The 16,065-nt window shown below is 36.0% G+C and carries 15 protein-coding genes; 7 read left to right on the plus strand and 8 right to left on the minus strand.

What is annotated here, in order from left to right; translation table 11 throughout:
• The first annotated feature begins 143 nt into the window (after positions 1-143).
• From QWY78_RS03755 to QWY78_RS03785, 7 genes are all read left to right on the plus strand, one after another.
• Positions 144-473: a HesB/IscA family protein gene (locus QWY78_RS03755; RefSeq protein ID WP_290216737.1), complete on the plus strand. Its 330-nt coding sequence runs from the start codon at positions 144-146 to the stop codon at positions 471-473.
• Between the two features lie 23 nt (positions 474-496).
• A complete protein-coding gene (locus tag QWY78_RS03760) occupies positions 497-892 on the plus strand; it encodes a four helix bundle protein (protein ID WP_290216738.1) in 396 nt (131 codons plus the stop codon).
• A gap of 30 nt (positions 893-922) precedes the next feature.
• Positions 923-2,374, plus strand: a complete 1,452-nt coding sequence (gene sufB, locus QWY78_RS03765; protein WP_290216740.1) for a Fe-S cluster assembly protein SufB — start codon at positions 923-925, stop codon at positions 2,372-2,374.
• Positions 2,375-2,472: 98 nt separating this feature from the next.
• Positions 2,473-2,895: a GxxExxY protein gene (locus QWY78_RS03770; protein WP_290216742.1), complete on the plus strand. Its 423-nt coding sequence runs from the start codon at positions 2,473-2,475 to the stop codon at positions 2,893-2,895.
• Positions 2,896-2,985: 90 nt separating this feature from the next.
• Positions 2,986-3,729, plus strand: coding sequence for a Fe-S cluster assembly ATPase SufC (gene sufC / locus QWY78_RS03775; protein WP_290216745.1), 744 nt, complete (start codon positions 2,986-2,988; stop codon positions 3,727-3,729).
• A 57-nt stretch (positions 3,730-3,786) separates the two neighbouring features.
• Positions 3,787-5,106, plus strand: coding sequence for a Fe-S cluster assembly protein SufD (gene sufD, locus QWY78_RS03780; protein WP_290216748.1), 1,320 nt, complete (start codon positions 3,787-3,789; stop codon positions 5,104-5,106).
• A gap of 375 nt (positions 5,107-5,481) precedes the next feature.
• The gene (locus tag QWY78_RS03785) at positions 5,482-5,994 is read left to right on the plus strand and encodes a hypothetical protein (RefSeq protein WP_290216750.1); all 513 of its coding nucleotides are present in this window, start codon (positions 5,482-5,484) and stop codon (positions 5,992-5,994) included.
• Between the two features lie 13 nt (positions 5,995-6,007).
• On the opposite strand, the gene QWY78_RS03790 is transcribed toward QWY78_RS03785, so the two are convergent.
• From QWY78_RS03790 to QWY78_RS03825, 8 genes are all read right to left on the minus strand, one after another.
• On the minus strand, positions 6,008-6,520 hold the full coding sequence (locus tag QWY78_RS03790; protein WP_290216751.1) for a tetratricopeptide repeat protein: 513 nt from the start codon (positions 6,518-6,520) through the stop codon (positions 6,008-6,010).
• Positions 6,507-7,205 carry a peptide chain release factor H gene (prfH, locus tag QWY78_RS03795; protein ID WP_290216753.1) on the minus strand — a complete coding sequence of 233 codons (699 nt, stop codon included), beginning with the start codon at positions 7,203-7,205 and terminating at the stop codon, positions 6,507-6,509. Before prfH ends, QWY78_RS03790 begins: the two co-directional genes overlap by 14 nt.
• Before the next feature lie 60 nt (positions 7,206-7,265).
• Complete coding sequence (locus tag QWY78_RS03800; protein WP_290216755.1) at positions 7,266-8,657, minus strand: RtcB family protein; 1,392 nt, start codon at positions 8,655-8,657, stop codon at positions 7,266-7,268.
• 513 nt (positions 8,658-9,170) lie between these two features.
• Positions 9,171-9,692: a hypothetical protein gene (locus QWY78_RS03805; RefSeq protein ID WP_290216757.1), complete on the minus strand. Its 522-nt coding sequence runs from the start codon at positions 9,690-9,692 to the stop codon at positions 9,171-9,173.
• Between the two features lie 107 nt (positions 9,693-9,799).
• Entirely contained in the window at positions 9,800-11,917 is a 2,118-nt protein-coding gene (gene scpA, locus QWY78_RS03810; RefSeq protein WP_290216759.1) for a methylmalonyl-CoA mutase, read from the minus strand.
• Between the two features lie 199 nt (positions 11,918-12,116).
• Entirely contained in the window at positions 12,117-13,205 is a 1,089-nt protein-coding gene (prfA, locus tag QWY78_RS03815; protein WP_290216761.1) for a peptide chain release factor 1, read from the minus strand.
• 416 nt (positions 13,206-13,621) lie between these two features.
• Positions 13,622-13,897, minus strand: coding sequence for a hypothetical protein (locus QWY78_RS03820; RefSeq protein WP_290216996.1), 276 nt, complete (start codon positions 13,895-13,897; stop codon positions 13,622-13,624).
• Positions 13,898-14,012: 115 nt separating this feature from the next.
• Positions 14,013-15,620, minus strand: coding sequence for a fumarate hydratase (locus QWY78_RS03825; RefSeq protein ID WP_290216763.1), 1,608 nt, complete (start codon positions 15,618-15,620; stop codon positions 14,013-14,015).
• Positions 15,621-16,065: the final 445 nt, after the last annotated feature.

Here is a 16,065-nt window from a genome sequence, read left to right on the forward strand (position 1 = left end):
ATAATTTTATTTTTTGATAATTAGAAACGGCGAAAGTTAAATTTCACCGTCTATAACATTGATAGACAAATATACCGAAGCAAATTTGATTTTCATTATATTATTAGTAATTTTGCAATCTAAATTCATTCTAAATAAAAACAATGATAAAAGTTAGCGATCATGCAAAAGAAAAAGCCATTCAGTTAATGACTGAAGATGGTTTTAAACCTTTTGAAGATTTTATTAGAGTCGGTGTAAAAAGCGGCGGTTGTTCCGGTTTAGAATATGTGCTGAAGTTTGACAATCAAAAAACAGATTCTGATCAGGTTTTTGAAGATAATGGGATTAAAATTATTATCGATAAAAAGTCAGTACTGTATTTAGCAGGAACAGTTTTAGAATTTTCGGGTGGGTTAAATGGGAAAGGTTTTGTGTTCAATAACCCGAACGCCAACAGAACCTGTGGATGCGGTGAGAGTTTCTCTTTATAGTTTAATGTTCATAGTTTAAAGTTATGGCAATGATTAACAAATTTGAAGATTTAGAAATTTGCCAACATTCTAGAAGCTTTTGTAGAGAGATTTATGAGATTATTGAAAGCACGAAATTAAAAAATAATTATCGGTTTGCAAACCAAATTGATGGTTCTTCAGGCTCAATAATGGATAATATTGCAGAGGGTTTTGAGAGAAATGGGAATAAAGAATTTGTTCAATTTCTTTCTATTGCGAAGGCTTCTTGCGGAGAAAGTCGCTCGCAACTATATAGGATTTGCGATAGAGATTTTATAGATGAGGAGAAGTTTCAAGATTTAAAAGCTAAATCAGAAACCATAAGCAAAAAAAACGCCGCGTTTATTAATTATTTAAAAAATAGTGAACTGAAAGGAACAAAGTTCGGTAAACCTTGAATTTTAAACCTTGAATTTTGAATTAAAAGTATGGCAACAAAATATACAGAAGACGATCTTCGGGTCGATCTTGAAAATCAAAAGTACGAATACGGATTTACCACCGATATCGAATATGATGATTTTCCTACGGGATTATCAGAGGATATCGTGAGAATGATTTCTGCAAAAAAAGAAGAACCCGAATGGATGACGGAATGGCGGTTGGAATCTTACCGAATGTGGTTGAAAATGGAAGAACCAGATTGGGCGAATGTGAAATATGAAAAAATTGATTTTCAATCCATTCGCTATTACGCCGCACCAACGGTAAAACCAGAATTGGCAAGTTTAGATGAAGTTGATCCAGAATTGCTGAAAACCTTCGCTAAACTTGGAATCAACATTGAAGAGCAAAAAAGATTAACCGGGGTTGCAATGGATATCGTGATTGATTCCGTTTCCGTAAAGACTACTTTTCAAAAAACACTAAAAGAAAAAGGAATTATTTTCTGTGCAATCTCCGAGGCAATTCGTGATTATCCAGAATTGGTTCGTAAATATATCGGGAAAGTGGTTCCTAGAGGAGATAATTTTTACGCCGCATTAAACTCGGCCGTATTTTCAGACGGAAGTTTCTGCTATATCCCAAAAGGTGTGAAATGCCCGATGGAACTTTCTACCTATTTCAGAATAAACAAATCAGGAAGTGGCCAGTTTGAAAGAACACTACTGATCGCCGATGAAGGAAGTTACGTTTCTTATTTAGAAGGTTGTACGGCGCCAGCAAGAGATGAGAATCAACTGCACGCCGCAGTGGTAGAATTATTGGCTATGGACGATGCTGAGATTAAATACTCAACCGTACAAAACTGGTTCCCCGGAGATTCCGAAGGTAAAGGCGGCGTTTTTAATTTCGTAACAAAGCGCGGAATTTGTGAGAAAAATGCAAAAATTTCTTGGACTCAAGTTGAAACTGGTTCTGCCGTAACCTGGAAATATCCGAGCTGTATTTTGAAAGGAGATAATTCTGTAGGTGAATTTTACTCTATCGCGGTAACCAATCATCATCAATATGCTGATACGGGCACCAAGATGATTCACATCGGAAAAAATACAAAATCAACGATTATCTCTAAAGGAATTTCTGCCGGAAAATCAAACAACTCTTACCGAGGATTGGTGAAAATGATGCCTTCAGCAAAAGGAGCACGTAACTTTTCACAATGTGATTCTTTATTAATGGGGAATGAATGTGGTGCACACACTTTTCCTTATATCGAAGTTAAAAATCCAACTGCACAACTCGAGCATGAAGCAACGACTTCAAAAATCGGGGAAGATCAAATCTTCTATTGCAACCAAAGAGGAATCAGCACAGAAAAAGCAATTGCCCTGATCGTCAATGGTTTCGGAAAAGAAGTTTTGAATAAGTTACCGATGGAATTTGCCATCGAAGCCCAAAAATTATTAGAAATTTCTTTGGAAGGAAGTGTGGGATAATAATTATTAACGCAAAGTAAAACAAAGGTTTTATTAATGTGCGTGAAATGTTTTAAGAAAAACAAAGCCGCTTAGCTTATCAATGTGATACAAAGGATATGTATTCAGAAAATGAACTTTCTAAATTTGTATTTGAGTGTGGTTTAAAAATTCACAGAAAAATTGGTAGAGGTCTATATGAACGCATTTATGAAACTTGCCTAGCTTATGAGCTTGAAAAATTGGGATTAAAAGTAGAAAGACAGAAATATTTATCCTTTAGTTATGAAGGGATTTATCTTGAAAATGCATTCAAAATGGATCTGGTGATAGAAGATAAGGTGGGTTTAGAAATAAAAGCAACAGAAAGTTTAAATAGCTTTCATGCAGCTCAACTTAAAAATTATTTGAGACTTGGAAATTATAAATTAGGTATGCTGTTAAATTTTAACTCACAGCTTTTTAAAAATGGAGTAAAAAGAATTGCAAATGGTTTAGATGATTATGAAAATATAATCAACAAAAACACTTCACTTAAATAGTATTTCAAAGATAAGCGAAGCGCCTTTGTTTTGCCTATAAAAAAATTAATTAATTAAACTTTGTTTAACCTTGTGTTAAAAAAAATTAGAATGTTACAAATCAAAAACTTACACGCCAAAATAGAAGATGGCGCAGAAATCTTAAAAGGAATCAATCTACAAATAAATCCAGGTGAAGTTCACGCCATCATGGGGCCCAATGGAGCTGGGAAATCAACCCTTGCTTCTGTAATTGCCGGAAAAGAAGATTATGAAGTAACCGAAGGTGAAATTCTTTTCGAAGGAAAAAACATCGTAGAAGATGCGCCGGAAGAAAGAGCACATGAAGGAATTTTCCTTTCTTTCCAATATCCGGTCGAAATTCCTGGAGTTACGGTTACCAACTTTATCAAAGCCGCCATCAACGAAAACCGAAAAGCAAAAGGTTTAGAGAATATGTCTGCAAAAGAAATGTTGGCAATGGTAAAAGAAAACTCAGAAAAATTAAACATCAAGAGAGAGTTTCTAAACCGTTCATTAAACCAAGGGTTTTCTGGAGGCGAGAAAAAAAGGAATGAGGTTTTCCAAATGATGATGCTCAATCCGAAGTTGGCAATTCTTGACGAAACCGACTCAGGATTAGATATCGATGCCTTGAGAATCGTGGCAGATGGTGTCAACTCTTTCAGAAAAGAAGGAAACGCGGTGTTGTTAATCACTCACTACCAAAGACTTTTAGATTATATCGAGCCAGATTTTGTACACGTTTTAGCCGACGGAAAAATCATTAAAACCGGTGATAAATCCCTTGCCTTAGAATTAGAAGAAAAAGGATACGATTGGCTACTTAATTAATTGGGAATTTGTAAAAAACAAGTTTCTTTTTAAAATGTCGAATTTCAAATCAATACAATGGCCTTACTAGAAAATATACAAAACAACCACGCTGCTTTTTTAGAAACGCTTCAACACCGTTTTCTCGATGAGACCCGAACTGCCGCCTTGAAAGAATTCTTCCATTTTGGCTTTCCAACAAAAAAAGACGAGGAATATAAATATACCAACTTACGCGAAATCACCGAGAAAAATTATAATTTTTTCCCTACAGAAGCGCATACCATTTCAAAAGAAAAAATTGCTGAACTGCATTTGGGCGAAGAGAACTTTGATTGGATTGTCTTTATTAATGGTAAATTACACAAAGAACTGTCTAAAATTACCATTGAAAATGTAGAGCTGCTTTCCTTTAATTATGCCCTAAACGATCCTAAACATAAAGATGTTTTCGAACATTATTTCAATACGATTACAGCCAAAGACCTAGCCTTTACGAATTTAAATACCGCTTACTGCAAAATGGGATTTTTCTTAAAAGTTCCTAAAAATGTGGTTATTGAAAAACCGATTCATGTTTTTTATCTCTCTCAAAATCAGACAGAAAACACAGTTTATAATACCCGTAATTTACTGATTGCGGAAGAAGGTTCCAAGATCGAAGTGATTGAAAGTCATCATAATTTCGATGAAACTTTTGTTTTCACCAATTCTGTGACCGAGATTTTTACTTACCAAAATGCAAAAGCAGATTGGCATAAAGTGCAGAATGACAGCGATACGTCGTACATGATGGATCACACTTTTGCAAAACAAGAGCGCGACAGTCTGACTACAGTCAACACGTTTTCATTTGGCGGAAAATTAGTTCGTAACAACTTGGATTTCATTCATAATGGCGAAAATATTAACTCGTTTATGAACGGCATTACCATTATCGATGGCGAACAATTAGTCGATCATCACACCGCGGTTCACCACAAAACTCCCAATTGCGAAAGTTACCAGAATTACAAAGGAATTTACAAAGGCAAATCCCATGGGGTTTTCAATGGCAAAGTTTTCGTAGATAAAATCGCGCAGAAAACCAACGCCTATCAGCAAAACAACAATGTCTTACTCGATGAAGGCGCTTCCGTTGACACCAAACCACAGCTTGAAATTTTCGCAGATGATGTGAAATGTTCACACGGTTGCACGGTCGGTCAATTGAATGAGGAAGCCTTATTTTACCTTCGTGCACGTGGAATTTCCAAGAAAGAAGCGCAGGCCATGTTATTGTTTGCCTTCGCAAATGATGCGATGGAAAATATCGACATCGAACCCCTGCGAGTGAAAATTTCCAAACTTCTGGCAGAAAAATTAGAGGTTGATATGGAATTTAAAGATATATTTTAGGGCGACAAATTCCGCCTTCCGTTCCCGCTTTTTTATAAAATAAGCCATTGCCAAATCCAACGCAATTTATTTTATAAAAAGAGCTTCACTCAAGTCGGGTCGCAACTGGGAATCAAAAATATAATTTGTTTTAAAAACAAAACCATCACTAGAAACGGGCTTTAGCCCGTTTCTTTGTTTGAAAAAAAGATTCAGACTTAGCCAAACTTCTACTTCTTACTCGATAAAAATGTGTTATAAATTCGTGCCTTTGCTAAGTGAAACGCCTTTGCGTCCGTAATTTTTTCACAGTGTATTTGTAATTCCTTTGCGTCTTTGCGTGAAAAAATATTTACTATAAATAATGATTGTACCAAAAACTCTTATCTTTAAAATATGAATCTAGAACATATCAAAGACCATCTTAACGCTTACAAAGAACACGACCAAATTTCCGACGCTGCCCATTTCCTCATTGAAACTTTTGGATTAGAGAGTGAAAACTTCGCAGGTTTCGGTTTTCGTCCAGAATTGGAACCTCACAAAATTTTACTCACCGCAGAAGGGGCACTTGGTGAAAAGCAAATGGTAATGATTCCGCGAAACCTTTTTGATTTTGAACTGAATTTAATTGTAAATATGGTTGCACATGAAATGTTACATGTTCGACAAAAATCACCGGAGACTTTAGTAGAAGACAAAAACGAACGCGAATTTCAGGCGTATTACGAAATGCTTTTCCATAAAGAATTTCCACTCGTTCCCGATGTTTCCGATTTTCATAAAAAATTTTTTGGCGAAAAAGCTTTGGAATATTATAGAAGAATGGGAGAAAACTCAGACCTACAAAAGAAATATGTCTACCAGAAAATTGAAGTGGAGGATTTGATTCAAGCTCTTAAAGAATAAAAAAAAGGAAACCTCATTTGGTTTCCTTCTTCTTTTTAGATTTTTGCTTTTTCATTTTTGTTTTGATCAATTTCTTGCGCTCTTGTACAAAATCCAAACTGCAAGAGTTGAAACAAAATTTTTCCGCTTCTTTTAAAAATTGAAAAGCATTAGAAAAACTTCCTCTTTTCTCCGAAAGTATGGATCTGTAAAACCACAAATTTGATTTATCGATGCCTTTAATTCTTAAAGCATAATTGATTAATTTTTCTGCTTCGGCAAAATCTTCGTTGTTGATCAAACAATGGATGTAATATTGTGGCGTGTTGATATTCGCAACGTCATACATCATCGCTTCTGCATAATAATCTTTCGCGGTTTCATAATCGTGCAAAACTTCTGAGTGGATTCTTCCCATCAAACATAAAGCGTCAGAATCTTCCGGATCGTAGGATAACGCGTAGTTTAGCGATTCCAAACAATCCGGCAAATTGTATGGATAGCAATCCAATGCCTCGAAGTAATATTTATTTTTAGTTAAGTTCATTTCTATAATTTTTAAGTTCATTTTTCAACCGACTTCTTTTCTTTTTGAAAGATAAATCGGCTTCATTATTTTTGAAATCTGTTCCTTTAAACGTTCTGGTGGGATTTCCGCGTTGAATTTCTGTTTGGTTTTTCCAAGTTTCTTGCATTTGTTTTTCAAGATTTCTAAGGTCGATTTCCAGTACTTTTTCCTCTAATCTTTTGATGGATATTTTCTTATTTTCCAATTGAGATCGAGTGTCTTGAACAAAAACCGAAATTTTAGTCGGCAAATGCGTCGCGCGAACTGCGGTACTTACTTTGTTCACGTTTTGTCCGCCACTTCCTTGACTTCTCGTGGTTTGAAATTGAATATCTTTTGGGTTAAATGCTGTTTTCTCCAAATTTTCCAATTCAAAAACGCCGATAAACCAATTGCTCCTTTGATGGTTTTTGCGGAATGTACTTTTTCCAATCCAGCAAATACTTCCCAACCAACTTTTCGCAAAATTTTCTAAATTTTTTCCTTTTAAAAGTAGGGTTACAGATTTCAAAGTGAGATTTTCATCCCCTTTTTCCCGATGAATAATTTCATATTCTATCGAATTTTCTTTTGCTTCTTCCAGGAAAACTTTCAGAACTTTTGCTACCACAAACTGGCATTCCAAAGGTCCTTTTCCCGAAGAAATTTGTATTATTTTGTCCATTTTATTTTTTCTGTTATCAAACCTTCAAGGTTTTTAAAACCTTGAAGGTTTAGTTTTGAATTATTTGTCCATTCTCACGATTCTCGGTTGAAAAGTTCCCAGAATATCTACCAGATCGCTTTGCGCATTCATCACTTCATTGATGTTTTTGTAAGCCATTGGTGCTTCTTCCGAACTTCCACCCATTAAAGTCACATTTTTTAATTTTAATTCTTTATTGATGTCACTTTGCGTAAATAAATTTCTACACGCACCTCTAGAATGTTGTCTTCCAGCTCCATGAGAAGCCGAATTCAAAGATTCTGGATTTGCTTTTCCACGAATTATGAAACCTTTCGCCGTCATAGAACCGGGAATTATTCCCAATTCGTTTTCGTTTGCTGGCGTTGCTCCTTTTCTGTGGACGATCACTTCTTTTTCGTGGTGAATTTCTTTCCACGCAAAGTTGTGATGGTTTTCTATTCTGGCTTTTACGCGACCGCCAACTGCTTTCACTAATCTTCGATGAATATCATCGTGACAGGCTTTTGCATAATCTCCCGCAAGATTCATCGCGGTCCAATATTCCAACCCGATGTGAGAATCCAAATCCAGCCAGGCAAAATTTTGCGCTTCTTTTGGCAATGGACATTGTTCGGTCGCCATTCTGGAATAATATTGAGCGATTTCTGCTCCAAATCCACGAGATCCGCTGTGAGAAAGAATTCCTAAATATTTCCCTTTTGGCAAATTGATTTGCGAATCTTCTTCCGTGATTTCCACTTCGCCAAATTCCACAAAATGATTTCCACCGCCGGAACTGCCCAATTGTTTGATGGCTTTTCCTTTCAAACGTTTTAAAATCGGAATTAAATCAAAAGTTTCGCTGTCGAAAATTTCGTGATCGTAAACCGATTTGTGTACTTCATTCATTCCAAATTTTGTGTTTTCTGCCAATGCTTTTTCATATTTATCTTTCGCTCCGTTGAGGTAAGAAATTGGCGTATCCAAAATACTTAAACTCATTCTGCAACCGATGTCCATTCCGACTGCATACGGAATTACGGCATTTTCTACAGCGGGAACTCCACCAATTGGAAGTCCATAACCACTGTGAGCATCTGGCATTAAAGCACCTTGAACGCTTATTGGTAATTTCAATCCGGTGTACAATTGGTTTTTGGCTTCGTCTGAAATATCGGTTCCAAAAATTTTGAAGGGAACTCTGTTTGCGAGCAACATTCTTTTTTCTGTTTTGTTTGAATTTATTAATGCTTCTGCAATCTGACCAAATGTGAGATCGTTTTCAAAATCTTTTGGATTCATTAGAATTTCTTTTAAAATTGATTTTACATGATGAATATTTTTGGTGGAAAAATTTCTTTTCATTACCTCCAAAGCAATATTCACGCTTTGATTGTTCGGATAACCTAACTTGAGCAGGTCTTTTCCTTTTATTTTTAAATTTCCCATTTTTTTAAAATAATAGATGGTTAGACAATAGATGATAGACCTCAAATTGCCGTAATTTTTTTAATTAAATTTTTAATGAAGGTTTCATTTTTGATAACGAACCTTGTTTTTGTTTGGAGTTTCATAGCCCTGATTGCAGTGGAAATCCTTTTTTTTCTGAAAGGAAAAAAAAGATTGCAACGAAAAGCAGGAAATAGCTCCAAAAAAAGATTGTAATCTTTCTAAATAGGGGATTGATTCGTGCCTCGCAATGAAAGAAATCGGGAAATTTAATTGAGATTTTTGTACAAAGAAAAACCCGAAATCTTATGACTTCGGGTTTATATATTTCATTATACTATTGTATTAAGAATGAACCATACCACGAAGCCGTACCACCAAAAGTGGCAATCCTACTGCTGAATGCTGTGTAAATTTGAACATTGCTTCGTTGTTTTTTTATTGATTAATGATTATTTTGAAGTGCAAATATAGAATAATTTTTGAAATTGCAAATTTTAAAGAATTTTTTTTTCAATTTACCCAATGATTTTGGGATTTGATTTCTACCCATCTTCCTTTTAATTTTTTGAAAATTCCTGTAGAACCACCTCCCCATAATGGACCGCAAGATTCGGAAATTCGTATGATGCAAATATTTTTTTTTAAATTGAAAATAGGTTCAGAATAATTTCGGATGCATTTTTCACCAAATTTTAAATTGAATCTTCTCCAATATTCCTTTGCATTGGGATAGTTTTCTTTAATTTCATTTAAATCTTCGTTTTTAATAACAGCAGTTTTCGTGTGAATTTTTTCTGGATCTAAATCAAATTCTTGTGAATTGTAAGGAATTGTTTGAGAAATTAAATACTCGATGTCTTGAGCAGAAAATAAGGTGTCACTTTTTAATTCTAAAGAATTGAATATTAAGGCATTATCATCAATTTTTTCCTTGTCTAAATTTACTATTTGAAAATTCGTTGCCGAAGAAGACTTGTAAAGATAATTTAAATCGGATTTTTTTTGAGAATCATCTTTTATCAATTGATTCAATACTTCATATTTTAAATCTAAATTTTCATCTACTTTTTACAACAAAAGAAAGAAAAGAATACTAGAAGAAAAATAGTATTTTTCATGAAATCACGATTCAAATTTATTTAAGCAAGGAATTTTTCTAATATCTCACACGCTGATTTCGGTAAATTTGTTCCTGGTCCGAAGATGAAATCTGCTCCATTTTGGTAAAGAAAATCGTAATCTTGTTTTGGAATTACACCACCTACGACGATTGTAATGTCTTCTGCGCCGAGTTTTTTCAATTCGGAAACCACTTCTGGCACTAGATATTTATGTCCGGCTGCTAAGGAAGAAACACCCAAGATGTGGATGTCGTTTTCTACGGCTTGTTTTGCAACTTCTGCAGGAGTTTGAAATAACGGCGCCACATCAACATCGAATCCCATATCTGCGAAAGCGGTTGCGACCACTTTTGCACCACGATCATGTCCGTCCTGTCCCATTTTCACAACCATAATTCTCGGTCGTCGTCCTTCATTTTCTTCAAACTTTTCTGCTAAGGAAAGTGCTTTTCCAAAAAATTCATTTTTGCTTGCATTCATAGCGTAAACTCCTTGTATGGTTCTGATATTGGCTTTGTAGCGACCGAAGCTTTCTTCCATCGCGTCGCTCATTTCTCCTAAAGTCACTCTTCTACGAGCAGCTTCGATACAAATTTCTAAAAGATTTCCGTCACCAGATTGTGCAGATTCTTTTAGTTTTTCTAAAATTTCTAGCACGGCTTCAGAATTTCTATCGGTTTTTATCTGATGTAATCTTTCGATTTGTTTGCGGCGGACTTCAGAATTATCGATATCTAAAATATCCAATTCCATTTGTTTTTGAGTTGATTTAAAAGAATTAACACCGATAATAAATTCTTCACCACTATCAATTTTAGCTTGCTTTTTAGCAGCAGCTTCTTCTATTCTCATTTTCGGAATTCCGGCTTCGATGGCTTTGGTCATTCCGCCTTCTTTCTCCACTTCATCGATGAATTTCATGGCTTCTTCAATCATCTGTTGCGTGAGACTTTCCACCAAATGACTTCCTCCCATTGGATCTACAACATCGCATATTCCGCTTTCCTGTTGTAAAATAATTTGGGTATTTCTGGCGATTTTCGCGGAGTAATCGGTTGGTAAAGCGATGGCTTCATCTAAAGCGTTCGTGTGTAGAGATTGTGTTCCGCCCAAAGCAGCGGATAAAGCTTCAATGGTGGTTCTTGTAATATTATTAAAGGGTTCCTGTTCGGTTAAACTCCAACCGGAAGTTTGAGAATGCGTTCTTAAGGCTAAAGATTTGGGATTCTGTGGATTAAATTGTGTTAAGAGATTTGCCCAAATATATCTCGCCGCACGCATTTTCGCAATTTCCATAAAGTGGTTCATCCCAATCGCCCAGAAAAAAGATAATCGAGGTGCAAAATCATCGATTTTCATTCCGGCTTTTATCCCGGTTCTTACGTATTCTAAACCATCGGCCAAGGTATAAGCCATTTCTAAAACCGGCGTTGCTCCTGCCTCTTGCATGTGATAACCCGAAATTGAAATCGAATTAAATTTCGGGATATTTTGCGCCGTATATTCGAAAATATCCGCAATGATTTTCATGGAAGGAGTCGGTGGATAAATATAAGTATTTCGAACCATGAACTCTTTTAAAATATCATTTTGGATTGTTCCTGATAATTTTTCTTGAGAAACGCCTTGTTCTTCTGCAGCGACAATATAAAATGCTAAAATCGGTAAAACTGCCCCATTCATGGTCATTGAAACTGAGATTTCACCCAACGGGATTTCATTGAATAAAATCTTCATATCTTCAATGGAATCGATGGCAACTCCAGCCTTCCCGACATCACCTTCAACTCTTGGATGATCAGAATCGTAACCGCGATGCGTCGCTAAATCGAATGCAACCGACAAACCTTTTTGTCCAGCCGCTAAGTTTCTTCTATAAAAAGCGTTGGATTCTTCCGCCGTAGAAAATCCGGCGTATTGACGAATGGTCCAGGGTTTTTGAACGTACATCGTAGAGTATGGTCCACGCAAATACGGAGCAATTCCAGCAGAATATTTCTTTTCTGTAATTGATTTTGAATCTTTTGCGGTGTAAGATGATTTCATTCCCAAACCATCTTTTTCGAAAAAATAGGGAAGCGTTTGTTCCGTTTTTAGCGAAAAGTCAGGATTTGTATTTTGGATTTTTTGACGCATTTTCTATTTTATAAAATGTAAAAAGTAAGACTTGTTAAATTTAAGAATTTTTGGTGGGATGTAATTGATTCCTCTATTTTAATTTTAGTCCAAAGAAAAAGCGAACTTTAGTTCGCTCTTATTTTGTATTATCGATTTTTTAAAATGAGAAAGTGTTATTATGAGTATTTTCTATCATCAAAAAATTTCTCATTTCACCTTAATAATTATCTTCCTCGCCTTTCATTTTCTCTGCATTTTCTGCCATAATCACAGCGTCGATCATTTCTTGGATATCACCGTTCATATACGCATCAAGGTTGTACATTGATTTGTTGATTCGGTGATCGGTAACTCTTCCTTGGGAATAGTTGTACGTTTTAATTTTTGCCGAACGGTCACCGGTCGAAACCATTGATTTTCTTTGGGCAGCAACATCTCCAACTGCTTTTTGCAATTCGATGTCGTATAATTTGGTACGAAGCATTTCCATAGCTAATTCCCGGTTTGCCAATTGAGAGCGCGCTTGCTGACAAACAACGACCATTCCGGAAGGTTTGTGGGTTAACTGAACTTTAGTTTCTACTTTATTTACGTTTTGTCCACCTGCACCACCAGATCTTGAAGTTTGCATTTCGATGTCTGCGGGATTTAATTCAAAATCTACTTCTTCAGCTTCTGGTAAAACGGCGACTGTTATTGCTGAAGTGTGAACTCTACCTTGCGATTCGGTTTCTGGAACGCGCTGCACACGGTGCACCCCAGATTCAAATTTCATGATGCCGTAAACACCGTCGTTTCCTTCGACCTTCAGAATCAATTCTTTATATCCTTTTGAAGCTTCGCTGGAATCGGTGATTTCATGTTTCCAACCTTTTGATTTAAAGTACATTGCGTAAGCCCGATACACATCTTCTACGAAAATTGCTGCTTCGTCACCACCAGTTCCTGCTCGAAGTTCGACGATAACGTTTTTGTCATCAGTCGGATCTTTTGGAATTAAAAGTACTTTTAATTCTTCTTCTAAGGCAGGGATTTTGTCGAGCATTTCATACTTTTCTACTTTTGCCATTTCAACAAACTCTTTGTCAGAGCCGTCGGCGATAATTTCGTCGGATTCTTCAATCGTGTTTAGGGCTTGCATGTATTGGTCAAAAACCGCGACGATTTTTCCCAAGTCGCTGTATTCTTTGTTCAGGGTTGAATATTTCTTTTGATCAGAAATGATTTCAGGCTGAATAATGAGGTCGGCAACTTCGTTGTAGCGTTGTTTGATGGCTTCGAGTTTCGGTATAAGTGACTTTGACATTTCTGGATTTTTATAGTTTGCAAAGGTAATGAAAAATCCTCACGGTAAATCCCTCTGCTTCAAAATGCAGAAGTTAAATGGTTCAGAGAATCTTTGGTTTGCAAAGGAGAGAGACTTTATTTTTTCGGTGAAGATAGATAGGAAAGTTTTTTTAGCCCCGGTTGCAGCGGCATCCTTTTGCAGAACGTAGTGGCGCAAAAGATATAGCGGAAAACGGGTGTGGTTTTCTAAGAAGAAGCAAGTTTTGTAGCTCCTAAAAACACCACGTCTTTCGACAAGTCCTTACCTAAATTCGTCTCTAGAGAAGAGGAGCTTTAAAAAAAATCAGTTTCTAAAAAATTAGAAACTGATTATATATATGATTTTGCTTTGCGATTGCTTTTCCCGGAATTAAAGTGGGAAAGCAATGACATCAACTAGTGATGACCGTCGGTATGAAGAAATGGACCACGCCCTTTTGGGTTGCTGTAAAGAAGTTCTACGCCTTCTTGCTCGGTCATGAGTTTTCTTCTTACATCTTCTGGATCGAAGGGTTTTGTCTTTCCGAAATATTCAGCCAATCCAGCGGTGAGCCAAAGTGGAATGATATATCCGAAGAACATGAAAATACACCAGAATCCTACGAGGAACATGATTACAAAATAAACCGTCCAAAGGAATTGATAGAATGGAAAGAATGCTGATAACATCATCATTGTAATAGATTTTAGGCAAAAATAGGATAAATTTTGATGTATACAAAAGATTTGCTCCTGATTTTTGTTATTTTAATTGATTATAATTTACTTCCTGTATTTCTACTGTTTTTTAATGCGCAATCGATTCGAAAAAGTCGTTTCCTTTGTCGTCTGAAATGATGAATGCCGGGAAGTTTTTGATTTCTATTTTTCGTACTGCTTCCATTCCCAATTCTTCAAAATCAACCACTTCTACGGAAGTAATATTTTCTTTTGCTAAAATTGCTGCGGGTCCACCGATTGATCCCAGATAAAATCCGCCATATTTATGACAAGCATTCGTAACGTCTTTGCTGCGATTTCCTTTTGCCAACATGATCATACTTCCACCATGAGATTGAAATTCATCTACATAAACATCCATTCTTCCTGCAGTTGTAGGTCCGAAACTTCCTGAAGCCATTCCGTCTGGAGTTTTTGCGGGTCCAGCATAATAAATTGGATGATTTTTGAAATATTCTGGCATCGGTTTTCCGCTGTCGAGCAATTCTTTGATTTTTGCGTGCGCAATATCTCTCGCAACAATTAAAGTTCCATTCAAACTCAATCTCGTTTTGATTGGATATTTTGAAAGTTCTGCCAAAATATCGGGCATTGGTTGATTGAGGTCTATAGAAACTGCGGGTTGCAAATGCGGTGCGGTTTCTGGTAAAAATTGTTTCGGATTGGTTTCTAATTGTTCTAAAAAGATTCCGTCTTTGGTGATTTTTCCTTTAATGTTTCTATCTGCAGAACAAGAAACTCCCATTCCAACCGGACAGGAAGCAGCATGACGTGGCAAACGAATCACGCGAACATCGTGTGTTAAATATTTTCCACCAAACTGTGCTCCGATGGAACTTTCCTGGCAAATTTTCTGAACTCTTTTCTCCCATTCCAAATCTCGAAATGCTTGACCACCCATATTTCCTTCCGTTGGAAGATGATCGTAATATCCTGCACTCGCTTTTTTCACCACGGCTAAATTGGCTTCTGCAGAAGTTCCGCCAATAACCAATGCCAAATGATAAGGCGGACAAGCCGCAGTTCCCAAATCCATAATTCTTTCACGAACGAAAGCGTCTAAAGAACTTTCATTGAGCAAAGATTTTGTTTTCTGGTAGAGAAAAGTTTTGTTGGCCGAACCTCCACCTTTTGCAAGAAATAAAAATTTGTATTCGTTTCCTTTATCTGCATAAATATCAATTTGCGCAGGAAGATTAGAACCAGAGTTCTTTTCCTCGAACATATTTAAAGGAACGATCTGGGAATATCTTAAATTTTTCTCCTGGTACGTATTGTAAATTCCTTTGGAAATCCATTCTGCATCTTCTGCACCAGTACAAACGTTTTCCCCTTTTTTCGCCACACAAATTGCAGTTCCCGTATCTTGGCAAGATGGAAGTGCACCTTCGATCGCAACTGCGGCGTTTTGCAAAAGATTATAGGCAACAAATCGGTCATTATCAGTTGCTTCTGGATCGTCGATGATATTTTTTAATTTTTGCAAATGGGCAGAACGTAACATGAAAGAAACATCCGCCAAAGCATTCTCGGCGAGAAGTTCCAATGCTTTTGGATCGATATTTAAGATTTCTCTTTCGCCAAATTGTTCCACTGTCACGTAATCTGAAGTGAGTTTTTTGTATTGCGTCTCGTCTTTTGAAATTGGGAAAGGTTCTTGATAGTGGAATTCCATAGTTTGATTTAATTTTTAAAATAGTAAAATTACGGAATTTTTGGAGGTTTAAAAGTTTGTTTTAAAATAATCTCTCGCAGGTTTTAAGTTGAAATTTTTAGAATTACAATATTTATTAAAGATGATTTGATAAAACTTCTGCATTTCCCAAGATTATATAGCATTCCAAAGTTATATTATACCATTTAAATTTAAAATTCACATTGATGGATTTCGCCCTTTCAGGGCTTTTCATTACATAAAAATCATGTATTCATAGGGCTACACCCTATACTAATGATTTTGCCACTTCGTGGCTGTTCCAGTTACTTTAAAAAGTAAAAAGTGTCATTTTAAAATAGTTTAGAAGCAATAAAAAGACAGAAAACTATGGATAATGGTAACCTAAGCGCAAAAAAGTTTTGAATGGACAAAATCAATAGAATAGGACAAAACAAATGATTTT

Origin of the sequence: Kaistella yonginensis, assembly GCF_030409525.1 — a bacterium.
Lineage (GTDB): Bacteria > Bacteroidota > Bacteroidia > Flavobacteriales > Weeksellaceae > Kaistella > Kaistella yonginensis.